Below are 17,746 nucleotides of genomic sequence, written 5' to 3' on the forward strand. Positions count from 1 at the left end.
GTCACGCCATGAGCACATATTGCACAGCAAGCGGAAGCCGGGTACTCAGCCTGGCGCTTGCCCTCGCCATGATCGGCGCCCTGGCGCCCCAGGCACGCGGCGAACCCGTCGCCGCTGCCGCCACCGCCGCTGGCGCCGACACCGGGGCCGCCAAAAGCAGCCGCGCCGCCGTCCGGCCCAGGGCCACGCCGCCGCAAAGCGAATCGCGCGCCGGCCGCACCGAGATGGCGCCGCAAATGAGCCTGGCCGAAGGCAAGTCGACCCTGATGCGCCTGCCGTTCGCCGCCAGTCGCATGTCCGTCGGCGACCCGCGCATCGCCGACGTCATCCTGCTCAACCCCAACGAGGTATACCTGCTGGGCCGCTCCGTCGGTACCACCAACCTGATCCTGTGGAACAAGAGCAATGACGCCACCATCATCGACCTGGCCGTCGGCATCGACAGCAGCAGCCTGCAGGCACGCATGGCTGAACTGTTGCCGAACGAAAAGATCCACGTCACGGTGGCGGGCGACACCCTGATCCTGTCGGGCATGGTCAGCGATGTCGTCAAGGCCGACCAGGCCCTGTCGCTGGCCAACGCCTATGTACAGCGCAGCGCCCGCAGCGGCAGCGCCGCCTCCGGCGCCGCACCAGCCGCGGGCGCGGGCGCCGCCGCTGCCGCTCCCGCCGCCACGCCCGATGCGGCCGCACCGCGCGTGATCAACCTGCTGTCGATCGCCGCGCCGCAGCAGGTGATGCTGGAAGTGAAGGTGGCCGAAGTGTCGAAGGTGCTGGTCGACCAGCTGGGCGCCAGCCTGGGCATCAACAAGACCATCGGCAGCTGGTCGTATTCGCTGCTGTCCAGCCTGCTCAGCAACAATCCCAGCGGCTTGAGCGGCGCCAGCAAGAACAACTTCTTCAACCTCGACGCGCAAAAGCGCGATGGCCTGATCAAGGTGCTGGCCGAACCGAACATCATGGCCATCAGCGGCCAGGAGGCCAGCTTCCTGGCCGGCGGCAAGATCTTCATCCCCGTCAGCCAGAGCAACAATAACGGCGTGCCCACCATCACGCTGGAAGAGAAGGAGTTCGGCGTGGCCGTGAAATTCACGCCCACCGTGCTTGATGGAGGGCGCATCAACCTGAAGGTGGCGCCCGAAGTGTCGGACCTGAACAAGGACGGCATCGGCATCACCGCCACCGGCATCTCGGCCACGGCCATCCTGCCCTCGTTCACGACGCGGCGCGCCACCACCACGGTGCAGCTGTTCGACGGCCAGAGCTTCGCCATCGGCGGCCTGATCAAGAACAACGTGACCAGCAATATCAAGGCCCTGCCAGGCCTGGGCGAAGTGCCCGTGCTGGGCGCCCTGTTCCGCAGCACGGACTTCCAGACGGACCGCTCGGAACTGGTCTTCATCATCACGCCGCACCTGGTCAAGCCGCTGCCGCCCGACTACAAGCTGCCCACCGACGGCTACATCCAGCCGACGCGCGGCGACATGTTCATGCAGGGAAAAATGGAAGGCAGCGCGCCCACTCCTGCTCCCGCCCCCGCAGCGCCGGCAGCGCCCATGCCGCCGCAAGCGGCGGCGCCCCAGCCTGCCGCCGGCTTCGACCTCAACTAGGAGAGCACCATGAAAACCGCACATTGCCTGCCTTGCGCCACCCTGTTATGCCTGCTGGCCGGCTGCGCCGCCACCACCACGCCCGTGCTCGATTCCCACTTCGGCGAATCGGTGGCCCTGCTCAAGGCGCAGCAGATCATGTATCCGGATGCCTACCGCAATGCCAACCCGGTCAGCGGCATCGACGGCAAGGCCGGCGCCAGCGCCTACCAGCGCTACCAGAAATCGTTCGCCGCGCCGGAACCGCAGCCGAATGTCTTCACCATCGGCGTGGGCGGACGCCAATAGGCGCCAGTCCCCCGATGCACTTTCCCCAGGCCACCAGGAGACCGCCATGAAGACCGCATTTCGCAGGCACGACAGGCAGCAGGGCGCGATCGCCATCGTGCTGGGGCTGACCCTGGTGGTGCTGTTCGCCATGGGCGGCCTGGTGCTGGACCTGGGCCACCTGTACATCGCCAAGACGGAACTGCAGAACGGCGCCGACAGCGCCGCCCTGGCAGGCGCCGTGGAACTCAATCAAAGCGCCGCCGGCATCGACAATGCGCAGGCCAAGGCCATCGCCATCGCGCAAAAGAACCGCTACGATTTCTCCACCCCGCTGACCATCACGGCCGCCAACATCGAGTTCGGCCCCAGCCCGGACGGCCCCTGGTCGTCCGGCGCCAGCGCCCGCACCAGCCCCCAGGGCCAGACCTTCATCCGCGTCGACACGGGCAGCAAGACCTTCGCCACCTACCTGATGGGCATCGCCGGCATCGCCAGCACCAGCACCTCGGGCGTGGCCGTGGCGGGCCGCTTCGTCAACGACGTCACGCCGATCGGCGTGTGCGCCGTCGACCCGGCCAACAAGACGGCGCAATACACGTATCCGGCCGCGCCGGCCGGCACGGGCCTGACGGAACTGGTGGAATTCGGTTTCCGCCGCGGCGTCACCTACAACCTGTTCGGCCTCAATCCGCTGGGCGGCCCGTCCGACCCCTATCTGATCAACCCCGTCGACGCCCCGCCCGGCAGCTGCAGCGCCTCGCACTCCAGCGCCGCCTCCACCGCGCCGTTCATGTGCACGGGCAGCAGCGCCGTCATCAGCAGCGGCTCGGGCCAGGTCTACACGAACACGGGCATGACGGCCTCGCTGGCCGCCTCGCTCAACTCGCGCTTCGACGACTACGGCGGCCCCTCCGTGTGCGACCCCGCGACGGCGCCGCCCGACACCAACATCAAGGAATATCCGTGCGTGGGCGCCGCCTCGCCCTGCGCCGCCACCGCCGCCAACTCGCCGCCCACCGGCTGGATGCAGCCGGGCGCCAGCACCTTGCCCAGCCAGCAGCCGGTCAGCCTGGCCGGCAACAAGCCGAATTACCAGCTGCCGTCGGCCGGCGCCGTCCCGGCGCCGTCGGCCACGTTCGCCCAATTCGCCGGCTACGGCGTGCTGTGGTCGTACGGCCCCGCCTACCAAAGCAATGGCGCCACCCCGGCCAAGGCCGGCACGGCCTATAGCGTCGCGGACGGCAACGCCAACCCCATGTACAGCACGGCCAAGGCGAATTACTTCGACACGACCAGCTACCCCGTCAGCCCCGGCGCAGGCTTTCCTGCCAGTACGCCGCCTGCGCCGTACAACCAGACCAGCGGCCCCACGTTCCAGGCGCCGTCGGCGGCCCATCCTGGCCAGCGCAACCGCCGCATCCTCAACGTGGTGCTGGTCGACTGCCGCACGGCGCCCGTCGGGCCGGCCTCGTGCGGCACCATGAACGCGGTGGGCATCGGCAAATTCTTCATGACGATGAAGGCCGATTTCAGCGGCGGCACCAAGCGCCTCGACGTCGAGTTCGCGGGCCTGATCGAGCCCGTGCCGAATTCCGAAATCAAACTCTACAAGTGAGGCGGCCATGCGCATCCACCTTTCCCCACTCAAACAGCGCGGCGGCGCCGCCGTCGAATTCGGCATCGTGCTGGCCCTGCTGGTCACCCTGCTGGCCGGCATCTTCGGCTTCGGCCGCGCCTTCTGGTATTACGACGCGCTGAACAAGGCCACGCGCGACGCGGCGCGCAACATGTCCGTCAAGGCCAAGGCCGGCATCGCCTCGCAGGGCGTGCCTGCCGCCAAACAGACGGTGGCCGACGCGGCCGTCAGCGCCGGCATCAGCGACTTCACCACGGCCAACGTGACGGTCACCTGTCTGGACGCGGCATTCAACGACAGCAGCTGCACCGACGGCACGGCGCCGGGCGGCATCCGCGTCGAAGTCGTCAACTACACGCTGTCGGTGGGACAGTACCTGCCCTTCGTGATCGGCGCGGCCAGCACCTATGCCACGCCGCTCGCACCGCGCACCACCATGCGCTACATGCTGTAAGGAGAACGCCATGCGCCACCGCCTTTCATCGTCTCCCCCGGCCAGGCCTCAGCACGGCGCCGCCGCCGTCGAATTCGCCCTGGTGGCGCTGCTGTTCTTCACCCTGCTGTTCGGCATCCTCGAATTCGGCCGCATGCTGTACCTGTACAACACGGTGCAGGAAGTGAGCCGCCGCGCCGCGCGCGAAGCGGTGGTGCGCTGGATCGACCAGACCGACGCCGTCAAGACCCTGGCCCTGTTCGGCGGCACGGCCCTGCCGGCCGCGCCGGAACTGACGGCCGCCAACATCACCATCCGCTACCTGAACAAGAGCGGCGCCGAGGTGACCTTGCCGCCGACTGACCCGGGCGACAACCTGTCGGCCTGCGGCGACATCACGCGCACGGCCAGCTGCATCGACAGCGTGCGCGTCTCGATCGACAACGTCAGCTACACGCCGATGGTCAGCCTGTTCGGCTTTCTGAATATCGCCGTGCCAGCCTCGGTGGTGGTCATGCACGCCGAAAGCCTGGGCTTCCAGATCAACTGAACGCCTTTACCGAACGCTTTTACCGGGGAGTACCAAGTGAATATCGTCATCGTCTCGAAGAATGAAGCCCAGCTCAAGCGGCTGACCCGTTTGCTGCGCGAACGCAGCGCGGCCGACCGCGTCACCCTGCTGGCGAGCATACCGGATGTATTCGACAACGGCGTCACGCCGGACCTGCTGCTGCTGGAGCAGGAGCAGACGGGCGAGGCGGAGCTGGAACGGCTCGAGCTGCTGGGCGGGCGCCATCCGAACCTGGCCATCATCGTGCAATGTCCGCAGCAAAGTCCGCAATTCCTGCTGCGCTCGATGCGCGCCGGCGTACGCGAAGTGCTGCAGCCCGACGACGACGCGGCCCTGTGCGCCGCCTTGCGCCGCATCGAGGACAAGCTGCAGAAACAGGTCACGCGCAAGGGCCAGGTGCTGGCCTTCGTCTCGTGCAAGGGCGGCAGCGGCGCCACCTTCATCGCCGCCAACCTGGGCTACGCGCTGGCCGCCGGCGAACAGCGCAAGGTGGCGCTGTTCGACCTGAACCTGCAGTTCGGCGACGCCGCCCTGTTCGTCTCGGACCACAAGCCGGCCGCCACCCTGTCGCAGCTGTCGCAGCAGATCGTGCGCCTCGACGCCTCGCTGCTGACGGCCAGCATGATCCAGATCACGCCCGCTTACAGCGTGCTGGCCGCCGCCGACGATCCCGCCCATGCGGCCGACGTCGAGGCCGAGCATATCGACCGGCTGCTGACCCTGGCGCGCAGCCAGTACGACTACATCCTGCTCGACGTGGGTCGGGGACTCGACCCCGTCAGCGTGCGCGCGCTGGACCGGGCCGACCTGATCTTCCCCGTGCTGCAGGCAACCTTGCCGTATGTGCGCGACGGCAAGCGCCTGCTCGACGTGTTCCGCGGCCTCGGCTACCGCGAAGACAAGATCCGCCTGATCCTGAACCGCTATGCCAGCAGCGACAGCATCCGCGTGGCCGACCTCGAGGCGGCGTATGGCAAGCACGTCTACAAGTCCATCCCCAACCACTACGAGGGGGTGGCGGCTTCCGTCAGCCAGGGCGTGCCCATCCTCAAGCTGGCCCCGCACAATCCCGTCTCGCGCGCCTTGCAGGAACTGGCCGCCAGCCTGGCCGGCGAGACCCCGCCAGCCGCGCAAGGCTGGGTGGCGCGGCTGCTGGCGCGCGCCTGAGGCTCCAGCCTGATCCTCGAGCCTGATACCGCCCCACTCACCGGAGACCGAACATGACTGCCGAAAAACTCACCCTGCGGGACCGCCTGGGCTATGCCCAGGATGACGCCAGCCTGAATGACGATGCCGCGCACCAGGGCGCATCGAGCCACAGCTACCAGCAACTCAAGCACCGCACCCATCAGGCGCTGCTCGACCGCGTCGACCTGGAGGGCATGCAGCGCCTGTCGCGCGAGCAGATCCGCGAAGAGCTGAAAATCCTCGTCAGCGAGGTGCTCACGGAAGACAACGTGGTGATCAACGAGCTGGAACGGCGCTCGCTGATCCGCGATATCCAGGACGAGGTGCTCGGCTTCGGCCCGCTCGAACCGCTGCTGGCCGATCCCGGCGTGTCCGATATCCTCGTCAACACCTACCGCCAGGTGTATGTCGAGCGCCATGGCCGCCTGGAGCTGAGCGACGTCTGCTTCACCGACGACGCGCATTTGATGAAGATCATCGACAAGATCGTCTCGCGCGTGGGCCGGCGCATCGACGAATCGAGCCCCATGGTCGATGCGCGCCTGCCCGACGGTTCGCGCGTCAACGCCATCATCCCGCCGCTGGCCATCGACGGCCCCGTGATGTCGATCCGGCGCTTCTCGGCCCAGCCCCTGCGCCTGGCCGACCTGCTGCTCAAGCACAGCCTGACGGAGGAAATGAGCACCACCCTGCAGGCGCTGGGCAAGGCCAAGGTCAACATCCTGATCTCGGGCGGCACGGGCAGCGGCAAGACCACCATGCTCAATGCGATTTCCGGCTTCATCAGCACGGCCGAACGCATCGTCACCATCGAGGACGCGGCCGAACTGCAGATGCAGCAGCCGCACGTGGTACGCCTGGAAACGCGGCCCGCGAACATCGAGGGCAAGGGCGAGGTGACGCAGCGGGCGCTGGTGCGCAACGCGCTGCGCATGCGCCCCGACCGCATCATCCTGGGCGAGGTGCGCGGCGCCGAGGCGCTCGACATGCTGGGCGCCATGAACACGGGCCACGAAGGCTCGATGGCCACCATCCACGCCAACACCCCGCGCGACGCGCTGACGCGGCTGGAAAACATGATCAGCATGGCTTCCGCGGCCCTGCCCGTGAAAGCCATGCGCCAGCAGATCAGTTCGGCCATCAGCGTGGTGGTGCAGGTGTCGCGCCTGACGGACGGCAAGCGCAAGGTCACGTCGATCCAGGAAATCACGGGCATGGAGGGCGAGATGATCACCATGCAGGAAATCTTCACCTTCCGCCAGACGGGCATCGGCGAGGACGGCACGGTGCAGGGGCATTTCCATGCCAGCGGCGTGCGGCCGCGTTTCCTGGAACGCCTGCGCGCCTTCGGCATCAGCCTGCCGGAAACCCTGTTCGATCCCGCCCGCCAGTACCATTAAGGGGAGCATCATGGACTATCTCTATTACGTATTCGCCATTCTCACCTTCATCGCCGTGGTGCTGCTGATCGAGGGCATATACCTGGCGTGGAACACCTCGCGCGGCCCGGAAGCGGAAAGGGTGGCGCGCCGCCTGCGCATCATGTCGGCCGGCGCGCATGGCGACACGGGCAGCTCGATGATCAAGAAGCGCCTGCTGAGCGATACCCCGGCCCTGCAGCGCGTGCTGCTCAGCGTGCCCCGCGTGCATGCGCTCGACCGCCTGCTGGAACAGTCAGGCCTGAGCTGGAGCGTGGCCAGCTTCGCCGGCGTGATGCTGGCCACGGCCGGCGCCGCGTTTTTACTGCTCAGCTACTTCGGCCTGCCGTGGATGCTGCGCCTGCCGCTGGTGGCCGGCGCGGCCCTGCTGCCGCTGCTGGTGGTCTTGCGCGCCAAGGCCAAGCGCCTGCAGCGCATCGAGCAGCAATTGCCCGATGCGCTGGATCTGATGGCGCGCGCCCTGCGCGCCGGCCACGCCTTTCCCACCGCCCTGAAAATGGTCGGCGATGAGATGAACGCGCCGCTGGCCGTGGAATTTCGCGCCACCTTCGACGAGGTCAATTTCGGCATCGCCATGCAGGATGCCCTGATGAACCTGGCCACGCGCGTGCCCAGCACGGACTTGCGCTATTTCGTCATCGCCGTGCTGATCCAGCGCGAAACGGGCGGCAACCTGGCCGAACTGCTCGACAGCATCAGCCGCATCATCCGCGAACGCATCAAGCTGCTGGGTCAGGTACGCGTGCTGTCGGCCGAAGGCAGGCTGTCGGCCTGGATCCTCTCGCTGCTGCCCTTCGGCGCGGCGGCCATGATCCACCTGACCAATCCGCAGTTCCTGGAAATGCTGTTCGTCGACCCGGGCGGACGCAAGATGCTCGCCGGCGCCCTGGTGATGATGGCGTGCGGCGTCCTGGTCATGCGCAATATCATCCGCATCCGCGTCTGAGCCCGCAAGGAGAACCCTCATGAATCCCGTGCATATCGCCTTTCTCGCCCTGCTCTTCATCGCCGTCTTCGGCACCGTGCTGGTGGCCATGCGCAGCTTTGCCCCCGATCCCTTGCGCCAGCGCATGGACAACGCCACCGGCAAGAGCGCGGCGGCGCCTGGCGCGTCATCCGCGCCCAGCCCCTGGCTGGCGCGCATGGTGCGCCTGAGCGGCCCCCTGGCCAAACTGTCGCTGCCCGACCAGGGCTGGGAAGGCTCCGTGATGCGCCGGCGCTTCATGAATGCCGGCCTGCGCCAGGCGTCCGCGCCCATCCTGTTCTTTTCCGCCAAGACCATGCTGGCCATCGGCCTGCCCCTGCTGCTGTTCCTGGGACTGAGCGCCTCGGGCAGCCAGATGGCGGGCAAGGCATTGCTGTTCTGGCTGCTGATCGTGGCCGCCGTCGGCTACTACCTGCCCAATATTGTGCTGGCGCAAATGATCAAGCGGCGCCAGCGCGATATCTTCGAAAGCTTTCCCGACGCGCTGGATTTGATGACGGTGTGCGTGGAAGCGGGCCTGGCCATGGATGCGGCGCTGGCCCGGGTAGCGGCCGAGATCGCCCTGAAAAGCGCCGTGCTGGCCGAGGAATTGCATCTGGTGATGCTGGAACTGCGCGCCGGCAACACCAAGGAGCGGGCGCTGCGCAACCTGGCCCTGCGCACGGGCGTCGAGGATGTCGATGCGCTGGTGGCCATGCTGATCCAGGCCGAGCGCTTCGGCACCAGCATCGCCGCCTCGCTGCGCGTGCAGTCGGACCAGCTGCGCACCAAGCGCCGCCAGATGGCCGAGGAAGAAGCGGCGAAGATCGCCCTCAAGCTGCTGTTCCCGCTGATCTTTTTCATCTTCCCTTCGCTGCTGGTCGTCCTGATGGGGCCAGCCTTCCTGCAAATCTACCGCGTGCTCCTGCCCAGCATGGGCAGCGGCAGCTGACCGGAGAACCGCCATGTCACAGCACACCACCCTGATGCTCATGCTCGCCTGCGCCGGCCTGCTGCCCGCCTGCGGCCACCTGCCAGGTCCGGCCAGCCAAGGCAATCTTGCCGCGCCAGCCCAGGCGCGCAGCGAGGACAGTCGCGACACCCGCACGGCCGCTTTCTGCAAACTGGGCAAGCGCCTGCAGGCACTGGGAGACGCGCGCGCGGCGCTGGCCGCCTACGGCGAAGCCCTGCTGCTTGAGCCCGGCTCGCCCGACGCGCGCAATGGCGCCGCCGTGCTGCACGCGCAGCTGGGCCAGCTGGAAACGGCCCGCGCCATGCTGCAGACGCTGGCGCAAGAGGCGCCGACAGCCAGGACCTACAACAACCTCGGCTATGTGCTGTACCTGCAGGCAGAGTATGCCCAGGCGGCGGCCGTGCTGCGCCAGTCGCTGCAGCTAGACAACGGCCAGCAGCCGGCGCGCGCCAACCTGGACCTGGCCATCGCGGCGCTGGCGCGCAGCATCGGCACCGTCGACGTCACTGCGGACGCCATCGCGCCCGATCTGGCACCGGCGCCCGCACCAACGGCCCCGTCCAGCCGTTTGCAGCTGACGCGGTTGCAGCCGAATATCTTCGCGCTGAGCTGGCGCGACGCCCCCGTGGCGGTGCACGCGGCCGTGCCGGTCCCGGCAAAACCGGTGGCGCCGGCGGCGCCCCTGCCAAGGCTGGAAGTCATCAACGGCAATGGAGAAACCGGGATGGCGGCGCGCATGCGCGGCATGCTGGGCGGCATGGGCATCAGCGTGCTGCGGCTGGGCAACCAGCGGCCGTACGGCGTCCAGGCCAGCAGCATCGTCTACCGCCCCGGCCATGCGCAGGCGGCCGCCGCCCTGGCCCTGGCATTGGGCGGCATGCCGCAGCTGCAGGCGGCGGACGGCAGCGGCATCGGCGCGGGCGCCGACCTGCGTTTATTGCTGGGCAAGGATGCGGCGGCCAGCCTGCGCGCGCCGGACGTGCGCCTGGCATCGAACCTGGCGCAGTAACGGCGACATCAGCGCGGCAGCAAGCGGCGGTCGGCGGGGTCGATCAGGAAGCCCTGCAGGATATCCTGCAGCTGCGGCAGCTTCGCCACGTAGGCGGGAATGCCCAGCTGGCGCGCGCCGAAGTAATGGGCGATGATGTCGCCCTGCTGTTCCATGTTGAAGTCGGACAGGACGCCGCCCGCCTGCGCATCGTAGCGGTAGGCGCGCTGCCCGATGTAGCCGCCGCGCAGCGCCAGCAGCACGCCATGCAGCAGCACGCCGTAGCCGAGCTGGTACTGCCACACGTGCACCATTTCGTGGATGAAGAACAGCTTGCCGCTGTTGCCTTCGCGGGAAAAGTCGTCGCGGTACTGGGCCGGCATGAAATGCAGGCTGCCGCGCGGCGTCATGGCCGTGTTCTGGTCCTGCAAGCCGAACGGTAGAAAGGAGCCGCGCACGACGCGCACGCGCGCGTAATCGATGGCGCCCTGGAAGACGCTGCGGGCCATGGCGGTTTCGCCGATGGTGAGGGGGCGGCGCAGCACTCGCATAAGAAGAAGAGAAGAAAGCGCGGCAAGCGTAAAGCCTGCCGCGCCAGTACCGCTTAAGCCAATCGAAGACCGCTGGCCGCCTTGGCGATTTCCGTGATGCGGTCCCAGTTGCCGGCCGCGATCGCGTCTTTCGGCGTCAGCCACGAGCCGCCCACGCAGGCGACGTTCTTGCACGCCAGGAACTGCGACGCCGTCTCTTGCGAGATGCCGCCCGTGGGGCAGAACGTGATGTCGGGCAGCGGGCCGTAGATGGCGTTGAGCATGCCGATGCCGCCGGCAGGCACGGCCGGGAACAGTTTCAGCTGCTGGAAGCCGTTTTCACGCGCCGCCATCACTTCGCCTGGCGTCATCACGCCTGGCAGCAAGGGCAGGCCGCTGCTCTTCGCCGCCGCCACCAGGGCCGACGTCAGGCCCGGCGAAACGCCGAAGACGGCGCCCGCATCGCGTGCCTGCACGAATTCCTCGGGACGGGTCAAGGTGCCCACGCCGACGATGGCGCCCGGCACGGCCGACATGGCGCGGATCGCTTCGAGGCCGTGCCGGGTGCGCAGGGTCACTTCCAGCACGCGGATGCCGCCCGCCACCAGCGCGCGCGCCAGCGGTACGGCGTGTTCAGGATCGTCGATCGCAATCACGGGGATCACGCTCGAGGTGCGCATAATTTCCAGTAGTGTCATGGTCATCTCTTATTTCCTAGCCAAAAAGTCTTCATCGGAACCCGGCACGGTATCGCCGACATTGTCGGCGTCGTGCAAGGCGACGGTGGTGGGAATCGGCGACGGCAGGCCGAAGGTGGTGGCACCCTCTTCCGCCGCGCTGACGGTGGAACGGAACATGGAAAACAGCTCGCGGCCCATGCCGACGTGGTTCGGCGACAGGTCGGCCGTGACCAGCGCACGCGCGTGCCAGACGTCGGCCGGCACCAGCGCCTCCAGTACGCCCGTGAAGGCGTCGAGGCGGATGATGTCGCCGTCGCGCACGAGGCCCAGCGGGCCGCCGGCGAGGATTTCAGGCGAGACGTGGATGGCGGCCGGCACCTTGCCCGACGCGCCCGACATGCGGCCATCGGTGACCAGCGCCACGTGGCGGCCCGCATCCTGCAGGTTGGCCAGCGCCGGGGTCAGCGCATGCAGTTCCGGCATGCCGTTGGCGCGCGGGCCCTGGAAGCGCAGCACGGCGACGAAGTCGCGGTCCAGCGATCCCGCCTTGTAGGCGGCCATGAAGTCTTCCTGCGAATTGAAGACCAGCGCCGGCGCTTCCACCGTGCGGTGCTGCGGCTTGACGGCCGAGACCTTCATCACGGCGCGGCCCAGGTTGCCCGCCACCAGGACCATGCCGCCGTCCGGCGCGAATGGATTGCTGGCCGGGCGCAGCACGTTCTCGTCGGCGCTGGCGGCCGGCGCATCTTTCCAGAAGACCTTGCCGTCTTCGCCGAGGAACGGTTCCATGCAGTGCGCGCGCAAGCCGTGGCCGAGGATGGTGTTGACGTCTTCATGCAGCAAGCCCGCGTCCAGCAGTTCGCGGATCAGATAACCGGTGCCGCCGGCCGCGTGGAAATGGTTCACGTCGGCGTCGCCGTTCGGGTAGATGCGCGTGAGCATCGGCACGATGGCCGACAGTTCATTGAAATCGTTCCAGTCGATGACGATGCCGGCCGCCTTGGCGATAGCCACCAGGTGCAGGGTGTGGTTGGTCGAACCGCCCGTGGCCAGCAAGCCCACGACGGCGTTGACGATACATTTCTCGTCGACGATATGGCCGACCGGCAAGTAGCTGCCGCTTTGCGCCGTGATGACGGCGGCGCGCTGGGCCGCGGCCTTGGTCAGCGCATCGCGCAGCGGCGTGTTCGGCGTGATGAAGGCGGCGCCCGGCAAGTGCAGACCCATCACTTCCATCAGCATCTGGTTGCTGTTCGCGGTACCGTAGAAGGTACAGGTGCCGGCGCCGTGGTAGGCTTTCGATTCGCCTTCGAGCAAGTCTTCGCGCGTGGCCTTGCCTTGCGCATACAGCTGGCGCACCTTGGCTTTTTCCTGGTTCGACAAGCCCGACGTCATCGGGCCGGCCGGCACGAAGACGGCCGGCAAGTGGCCGAAGTGCAGCGCGCCGATCAGCAGGCCCGGCACGATCTTGTCGCATACGCCCAGGTACAGGGCCGCATCGAACATATTGTGCGACAGCGCCACGGCCGTCGACATGGCGATGGTGTCGCGCGAGAACAGCGACAGCTCCATGCCTGGCTGGCCTTGCGTCACGCCATCGCACATGGCGGGCACGCCGCCGGCGAACTGGGCGACGGCGCCCACTTCGCGCACGGCTTGCTTGATGATCTGCGGGAAGCCTTCGAAGGGCTGGTGCGCCGACAGCATGTCGTTATACGAGGACACGATGGCCACGGACGGCTTCTTGTATTCCTTCAGCGACAGCTTGTCGTTGGCGGGAAAGGCGGCAAAGCCGTGCGCCAGATTGGTGCACGACAGGGCGCCGCGCTGCACGCCCTGGATGCGGGCCGCATCCAGATGCGCCAGATAGGCGCCGCGCGATGGCCGGCTGCGCGCGATGATGCGCGCTGTTACGGATTCGACTACTGGATGCAGCGCCATATGGATTTCCTTAAAAATGAGTATTTCGTGAAATTTTACTACAAAATGGTCGCGCAGAAGCACTCTTGCCGTGGCCAATGGCGAAAATAATCCATTTTTCCACGACCTTTCAAGGCAAAACAACAGCGTGCCACGTCCACTCGTCTTGCTTGCCTATCTATTGCAGCACGGATAAAACGCTGAAAAAACGCTGAAAATGCCATGCGCCTGCACAAACTGTAGTGAAATTACGTTTTTCTGATGTATTATTCCCATACCAACGCCGGAACCGCTGTTCGCCACCACGAACGCGCCGCGCTCCTTTCAACCGAGACACGCACCCAAGCCGACCGCCATGCGCCAGCCAGCACCTACTCCTGCCATCACCGCCACCGCCAGTTTCCAGTCCCTGCAAGCGCATAGCGCCAGCCTGCGCGAAGTGCATCTGCGCCAGCTGTTCGCCGCCGACCCCGCCCGCTTTTCCAGCATGACGGTCGATGCGGCCGGCCTGCTGCTCGATTACTCGAAGAACCGGGTCGACGCCACCGCCATGGCGCTGCTGATGGACCTGGCCCGCGAGCGCGGCGTGGAAGCGCAGCGCGAAGCCATGTTTATTGGCGAGAAAATCAATCTTACCGAACATCGGGCCGTTCTGCATACCGCCTTGCGCGCGCCGCGCGGCACCAGGCTGGTGGTCGATGGCCAGGATATCGATGCCGACGTACAAGATGTATTGCAGCGAATGAAAGCGTTCACGGACAAGGTGCGCAATGGCAGCTGGCTCGGCTACACGGGCAAGCCGATCTGCGACATCGTCAACATCGGCATCGGCGGCTCGGACCTGGGCCCGAAGATGGCGTGCCTGGCGCTGCGCTCGTATGCCAACCCGGGCCTGGAAATGCACTTCGTTTCCAACGTCGACGGCCACGACATGGAAGCGACCCTGTCGAAAGTCGATCCGGAAACCACCCTGTTCATCGTGGCATCGAAAACTTTTGTTACGGCGGAAACCATGCTCAACGCCAACACGGCGCGCGCCTGGTTCCTGCTCGAAGGCGAAGAAAAGGATCTGGCGCAACACTTCGTGGCTGTCTCGACCAACACGCAAGCCATCGTCGATTTCGGCATTTCACCGGAAAACATGTTCCCGTTCTGGGATTGGGTCGGTGGCCGCTATTCCGTCTGGTCGTCGATCGGCCTGGCCGTGGCGCTGTCCGTGGGCTTCGAATACTTCAGCGATTTCCTCGCCGGCGCGCATGCGATGGACCAGCACTTCCGCCAGGCCCCACTGGAAGACAACATGCCCGTGGTGCTGGCCATGGTGGGCTTCTGGAACCGCCAGTTCCTCGATTGCGGCTCCGTTTCCATCGCGCCCTACCACCAGGACCTGAGCCGCTTTGCCGCCTATTTGCAACAGCTGGATATGGAAAGCAACGGCAAGCGCGTCACCAAGGATGGCCAGCCGGTAGATGTGCCCACCGGTCCCGTCATCTGGGGCGATTGCGGCACGAATGCCCAGCATGCGTATTTCCAGCTGCTGCACCAGGGTACGGACATCACGCCCATCGACTTCATCGCCGCCCTGCGCGCCACGCACGATTTGCCCGGCCACCACGACGCCCTGCTGGCCAACTGCTTCGCCCAGTCGGAAGCCTTCATGACGGGCAAGACGGGCGCGGAAGTACGCCTTGACCTGCAGGCGCAGGGCTTGCCGGAAAGCGAGATCGAGGCGCTGGTGCCGCACAAGACTTTCCCCGGCAACCGCCCCAGCAACACCATCTTGATGGACCAGCTGACCCCGACCACCCTGGGCGCCCTGATCGCGCTGTACGAACACAAGACCTTCGTGCAGGGCGTCTTGTGGAACGTCAACAGTTTCGACCAATGGGGCGTGGAACTGGGCAAGGTGCTGGCGAAGAAAATCCAGGCCGAACTGACGGGTGAAGCCCGTCCCGACCACCACGACAGCTCGACCAATGGCTTGATTGCCCTGGCTAAAGCAGCAAAAGCCGCATATTAAAAAGAGATAGATGAATATTTACGAAATCAAGGTAGTCAGCGACAAACCCATGCAAGTGGGCGAATGCCCGCTATGGCATGGCAAGGAAGCGGCCCTGTACTGGGTCGATATCGATGGCCGCGCCGTGCACCGGCTGCGCCCGGCCAGCGGCAAGCATGCGCAGTGGAACATGCCGACGGAACCGTCGGCGCTGGCCATCAATGCCGGAGGCGGCCTGATCGTCGCCCTGCGCAGCGGCTTCGCCCACCTGGACACGAAGACGGGCAGCCTGGCGGAAATCGCGCCGGCGCCGTTCGACATGGCCACCACGCGCTTCAACGATGGCAAGGTCGATCCGGCCGGCCGCTTCTGGGTCGGCACGATATTCGAGCCGCGCAACGCCGATGCAGCGGAAATGTTCGTGCTGGAAAAAGGACAAGTGCGCAAGGTGTGGTCGGGCGGCATGACCGTGTCGAACGGCCTGGGCTTTTCCCCTGACAAGCGCACCATGTACCACGCGGATACCACCACGCACCGCATCGACCGCTTCGATTTCGACGCGGCGACGGGTGCCATTTCCGCGCCGCAGCCGTTCCAGCGTTTTTCCACGGACAAGAAAGCGTTTGATTACGGCGGACGCCCCGATGGCGCGGCCGTCGACAGCGAAGGCAATTACTGGTCGGCCATGTTTGAAGGCGGCAAGATCTTGCGCTTCGCGCCCGATGGCCATTTGCTGGGCGAAATTACCGTGCCCGTGCGCTGCCCCACCATGGTGACGTTCGGCGGCCCCGACCTGCGCACCCTGTACATCACCAGCGCCAGCCACAACCGCTCGGCAGCAGAAATCGCCGACTACCCGTTGACGGGCCACGTACTGTCCGTGCGCGTGGACGTGGCGGGCCAGCCGGAACACCTGTATCAGGCGTAATCGTTTCAAACATGAAAAAGCGCCGGCACCTGCGAGGGTCCGGCGCTTTTTTTACGCTCACGTAGGTCGGATTAGCGGGGCAAGGCCCCGCGTAATCCGACCTACAGTTGCTTCAGCTTACCGCGCCAATACCTTGCGTATCGTCTCGGCCAATTCCGCCGCCACAAACTTGGCCACATAACCATCGGCGCCCACGCCCTTGACGTGGTCTTCGTTGGTCGAGCCCGTCAGCGACGAGTGGATCACCACGGGGATGTTGGAGAAGCGGCCATCGTTCTTGATGTTGCGCGTCAAGGTAAAACCGTCCATTTCCGGCATTTCCAGATCGGTCAGCACCAGCGCGACCTTGTCTTTCGCCGTCTTGCCTTCCGTGGCCGCCTGGGCCGAGATCGCTTGCAGGCGTTCCCACGCTTCCTTGCCCGTCTTGGTCATGATGAAGGGCACGCCCATCGCTTCGAGGCCCTTTTCGATCAGCGAGCGGGCCAGCGAGGAATCGTCGGCCGCGAGGATCACGGCGCCGGCCGGCAAGCGTACTTGCGGGCCGATGCTGTTCTCGTCCACGTCCGGGTCGCCCGACGGCAGCACGTTGCGCAGGATTTGCTCCACGTCCAGCACTTGCGCCAGGCGCGTCTTGTCCGTGTCGCCATCGAGGCGGGCGATGCTGGTGACGAGGCCGCCGCCGACGCTCGATTCGGCCGACAGCACCTGGTTCCATTCGAGGCGCACGATTTCATCGACCTCTTCCACGGCAAACGCCTGTGTCGATCGGGCGAACTCCGTCACCATCAGGATCTTCAAGCCATTGCTCTTGCAGCCGACCGCCATCGGCAAGTCGATCACGGGCACGATCTGGCCGCGGATATTGACCACGCCCAGCATGTGCGGGTGCGAGCCAGCCACCGCCGTGATGGCCGGCATTTCCATGATTTCACGGACTTTGAACACATTGATGCCGAACAGTTCGCGGCTGGTCGAGTGATCACTGGTGCCCAGCTTGAACAGGAACAGTTCGAATTTGTTATTGCCTGTCAGGCTGGTGCGTTCATCGACATCTTGCTGCATTGAATTCATTGTGTCCCCTTGAGCCGTCTTGTAAAGTTAAGTCGCCTGCCCCTGATGCTGCGGGCAGTGCGGACTGCACGTCGCATGGACGTCGGATGGCGGGTTCGGGGCATGGCCGGCGCTAACGGTGCAGTGTATATCGTACAATTTCTTACAACCAATAGTTGCTATCGATTCGAGCTTGAATTATACGGTTTTTTACTTTCCTCAAAGCTACTTTACGCTGCCAACGGCGATCCTGACAGCATTTCTTGATTTGCTTGTTGCTACAGCGCAAATGATGACGGAAGGAATCGAAAATTTCCCTGGCAACCATGGTTGCTTTGCAAAGCCGACAACAAGCACGGCGCTGCGCCAGTGCCGGCGAACGGCATATAATGGCCATGCCGATATCGCTATCGTGCATACGGGGCAAAATCGCGACGGCAGCGGAGGGAATGTAGTAAAATTTCTTGCAATTGCCTGTTCTACGTAGTAAATTTACACCACCGATTATAGTAGCGACAGACTGGCACTTCCGGTCGGCTTTCTCCCCGCTCCGGCCCTTTTACTTTT

17 protein-coding genes are annotated in these 17,746 nt (G+C 65.6%); 13 read left to right on the forward strand and 4 right to left on the reverse strand.

Annotated features, from left to right (window positions below; translation table 11 throughout):
* The first annotated feature begins 8 nt into the window (after nucleotides 1–8).
* From AC07VH_RS22865 to AC07VH_RS22910, 10 genes are read left to right on the forward strand one after another with little or no spacing between them, the layout of a single operon-like run.
* Nucleotides 9–1,610, forward strand: coding sequence for a type II and III secretion system protein family protein (locus AC07VH_RS22865; RefSeq protein WP_494789056.1), 1,602 nt, complete (start codon nucleotides 9–11; stop codon nucleotides 1,608–1,610).
* Nucleotides 1,611–1,619: 9 nt separating this feature from the next.
* Nucleotides 1,620–1,898, forward strand: a complete 279-nt coding sequence (locus AC07VH_RS22870) for a hypothetical protein (protein WP_494789057.1) — start codon at nucleotides 1,620–1,622, stop codon at nucleotides 1,896–1,898.
* A 46-nt stretch (nucleotides 1,899–1,944) separates the two neighbouring features.
* Nucleotides 1,945–3,495, forward strand: coding sequence for a pilus assembly protein TadG-related protein (locus AC07VH_RS22875; protein WP_494789058.1), 1,551 nt, complete (start codon nucleotides 1,945–1,947; stop codon nucleotides 3,493–3,495).
* Nucleotides 3,496–3,502: 7 nt separating this feature from the next.
* The gene (locus tag AC07VH_RS22880) at nucleotides 3,503–3,970 is read left to right on the forward strand and encodes a TadE/TadG family type IV pilus assembly protein (RefSeq protein ID WP_475416838.1); all 468 of its coding nucleotides are present in this window, start codon (nucleotides 3,503–3,505) and stop codon (nucleotides 3,968–3,970) included.
* A 10-nt stretch (nucleotides 3,971–3,980) separates the two neighbouring features.
* Nucleotides 3,981–4,499, forward strand: coding sequence for a TadE/TadG family type IV pilus assembly protein (locus AC07VH_RS22885; RefSeq protein WP_494789059.1), 519 nt, complete (start codon nucleotides 3,981–3,983; stop codon nucleotides 4,497–4,499).
* A 36-nt stretch (nucleotides 4,500–4,535) separates the two neighbouring features.
* Nucleotides 4,536–5,687 carry a CpaE/TadZ family protein gene (locus AC07VH_RS22890; protein ID WP_475416840.1) on the forward strand — a complete coding sequence of 384 codons (1,152 nt, stop codon included), beginning with the start codon at nucleotides 4,536–4,538 and terminating at the stop codon, nucleotides 5,685–5,687.
* Between the two features lie 53 nt (nucleotides 5,688–5,740).
* Nucleotides 5,741–7,108 carry a TadA family conjugal transfer-associated ATPase gene (locus tag AC07VH_RS22895; protein ID WP_475416841.1) on the forward strand — a complete coding sequence of 456 codons (1,368 nt, stop codon included), beginning with the start codon at nucleotides 5,741–5,743 and terminating at the stop codon, nucleotides 7,106–7,108.
* 10 nt (nucleotides 7,109–7,118) lie between these two features.
* The gene (locus tag AC07VH_RS22900; protein WP_475416842.1) at nucleotides 7,119–8,093 is read left to right on the forward strand and encodes a type II secretion system F family protein; all 975 of its coding nucleotides are present in this window, start codon (nucleotides 7,119–7,121) and stop codon (nucleotides 8,091–8,093) included.
* 19 nt (nucleotides 8,094–8,112) lie between these two features.
* Nucleotides 8,113–9,063 carry a type II secretion system F family protein gene (locus AC07VH_RS22905; RefSeq protein ID WP_475416843.1) on the forward strand — a complete coding sequence of 317 codons (951 nt, stop codon included), beginning with the start codon at nucleotides 8,113–8,115 and terminating at the stop codon, nucleotides 9,061–9,063.
* Nucleotides 9,064–9,076: 13 nt separating this feature from the next.
* Nucleotides 9,077–10,093 (forward strand): LytR C-terminal domain-containing protein, encoded by a 1,017-nt coding sequence (locus AC07VH_RS22910; protein ID WP_494789060.1) that lies wholly within the window; start codon nucleotides 9,077–9,079, stop codon nucleotides 10,091–10,093.
* 8 nt (nucleotides 10,094–10,101) lie between these two features.
* Here the strand turns inward: AC07VH_RS22910 and AC07VH_RS22915 are convergent, their stop codons facing one another.
* The 3 genes from AC07VH_RS22915 to edd form a co-directional block, all read right to left on the reverse strand.
* Nucleotides 10,102–10,581 carry a Rhs element Vgr protein gene (locus tag AC07VH_RS22915; protein WP_494789061.1) on the reverse strand — a complete coding sequence of 160 codons (480 nt, stop codon included), beginning with the start codon at nucleotides 10,579–10,581 and terminating at the stop codon, nucleotides 10,102–10,104.
* 95 nt (nucleotides 10,582–10,676) lie between these two features.
* Nucleotides 10,677–11,306: a bifunctional 4-hydroxy-2-oxoglutarate aldolase/2-dehydro-3-deoxy-phosphogluconate aldolase gene (gene eda / locus AC07VH_RS22920; protein WP_475416845.1), complete on the reverse strand. Its 630-nt coding sequence runs from the start codon at nucleotides 11,304–11,306 to the stop codon at nucleotides 10,677–10,679.
* Between the two features lie 3 nt (nucleotides 11,307–11,309).
* On the reverse strand, nucleotides 11,310–13,223 hold the full coding sequence (edd, locus tag AC07VH_RS22925) for a phosphogluconate dehydratase (RefSeq protein ID WP_475416846.1): 1,914 nt from the start codon (nucleotides 13,221–13,223) through the stop codon (nucleotides 11,310–11,312).
* A gap of 334 nt (nucleotides 13,224–13,557) precedes the next feature.
* Between edd and pgi the strand changes: the two genes are divergently transcribed.
* Both pgi and AC07VH_RS22935 read left to right on the forward strand, forming a co-directional pair.
* Entirely contained in the window at nucleotides 13,558–15,222 is a 1,665-nt protein-coding gene (pgi, locus tag AC07VH_RS22930) for a glucose-6-phosphate isomerase (protein ID WP_475416847.1), read from the forward strand.
* Nucleotides 15,223–15,232: 10 nt separating this feature from the next.
* On the forward strand, nucleotides 15,233–16,129 hold the full coding sequence (locus AC07VH_RS22935; RefSeq protein ID WP_494789062.1) for an SMP-30/gluconolactonase/LRE family protein: 897 nt from the start codon (nucleotides 15,233–15,235) through the stop codon (nucleotides 16,127–16,129).
* A gap of 117 nt (nucleotides 16,130–16,246) precedes the next feature.
* On the opposite strand, the gene AC07VH_RS22940 is transcribed toward AC07VH_RS22935, so the two are convergent.
* Nucleotides 16,247–17,200: a chemotaxis protein gene (locus tag AC07VH_RS22940; protein ID WP_099379036.1), complete on the reverse strand. Its 954-nt coding sequence runs from the start codon at nucleotides 17,198–17,200 to the stop codon at nucleotides 16,247–16,249.
* A 172-nt stretch (nucleotides 17,201–17,372) separates the two neighbouring features.
* On the opposite strand from AC07VH_RS22940, the gene AC07VH_RS22945 reads away from it, so the two are divergent.
* Complete coding sequence (locus AC07VH_RS22945; protein WP_494789063.1) at nucleotides 17,373–17,666, forward strand: hypothetical protein; 294 nt, start codon at nucleotides 17,373–17,375, stop codon at nucleotides 17,664–17,666.
* Nucleotides 17,667–17,746 lie beyond the last annotated feature (80 nt).

This window comes from Janthinobacterium sp. GW821-FHT03C10, from assembly GCF_059420865.1.

Bases quoted from the DNA above. Each gene is read 5' to 3' on its own strand.
- AC07VH_RS22910 (WP_494789060.1), top strand. From the start codon at position 9,077: ATGTCACAGCACACCACCCTGATGCTCATGCTCGCCTGCGCCGGCCTG.
- AC07VH_RS22895 (WP_475416841.1), top strand. From the start codon at position 5,741: ATGACTGCCGAAAAACTCACCCTGCGGGACCGCCTGGGCTATGCCCAG.
- eda (WP_475416845.1), bottom strand. From the start codon at position 11,306: ATGACCATGACACTACTGGAAATTATGCGCACCTCGAGCGTGATCCCC.
- AC07VH_RS22905 (WP_475416843.1), top strand. From the start codon at position 8,113: ATGAATCCCGTGCATATCGCCTTTCTCGCCCTGCTCTTCATCGCCGTC.
- edd (WP_475416846.1), bottom strand. From the start codon at position 13,223: ATGGCGCTGCATCCAGTAGTCGAATCCGTAACAGCGCGCATCATCGCG.
- pgi (WP_475416847.1), top strand. From the start codon at position 13,558: ATGCGCCAGCCAGCACCTACTCCTGCCATCACCGCCACCGCCAGTTTC.
- AC07VH_RS22885 (WP_494789059.1), top strand. From the start codon at position 3,981: ATGCGCCACCGCCTTTCATCGTCTCCCCCGGCCAGGCCTCAGCACGGC.
- AC07VH_RS22880 (WP_475416838.1), top strand. From the start codon at position 3,503: ATGCGCATCCACCTTTCCCCACTCAAACAGCGCGGCGGCGCCGCCGTC.
- AC07VH_RS22940 (WP_099379036.1), bottom strand. From the start codon at position 17,200: ATGAATTCAATGCAGCAAGATGTCGATGAACGCACCAGCCTGACAGGC.
- AC07VH_RS22935 (WP_494789062.1), top strand. From the start codon at position 15,233: ATGAATATTTACGAAATCAAGGTAGTCAGCGACAAACCCATGCAAGTG.
- AC07VH_RS22875 (WP_494789058.1), top strand. From the start codon at position 1,945: ATGAAGACCGCATTTCGCAGGCACGACAGGCAGCAGGGCGCGATCGCC.
- AC07VH_RS22870 (WP_494789057.1), top strand. From the start codon at position 1,620: ATGAAAACCGCACATTGCCTGCCTTGCGCCACCCTGTTATGCCTGCTG.
- AC07VH_RS22915 (WP_494789061.1), bottom strand. From the start codon at position 10,581: ATGGCCCGCAGCGTCTTCCAGGGCGCCATCGATTACGCGCGCGTGCGC.
- AC07VH_RS22865 (WP_494789056.1), top strand. From the start codon at position 9: ATGAGCACATATTGCACAGCAAGCGGAAGCCGGGTACTCAGCCTGGCG.
- AC07VH_RS22900 (WP_475416842.1), top strand. From the start codon at position 7,119: ATGGACTATCTCTATTACGTATTCGCCATTCTCACCTTCATCGCCGTG.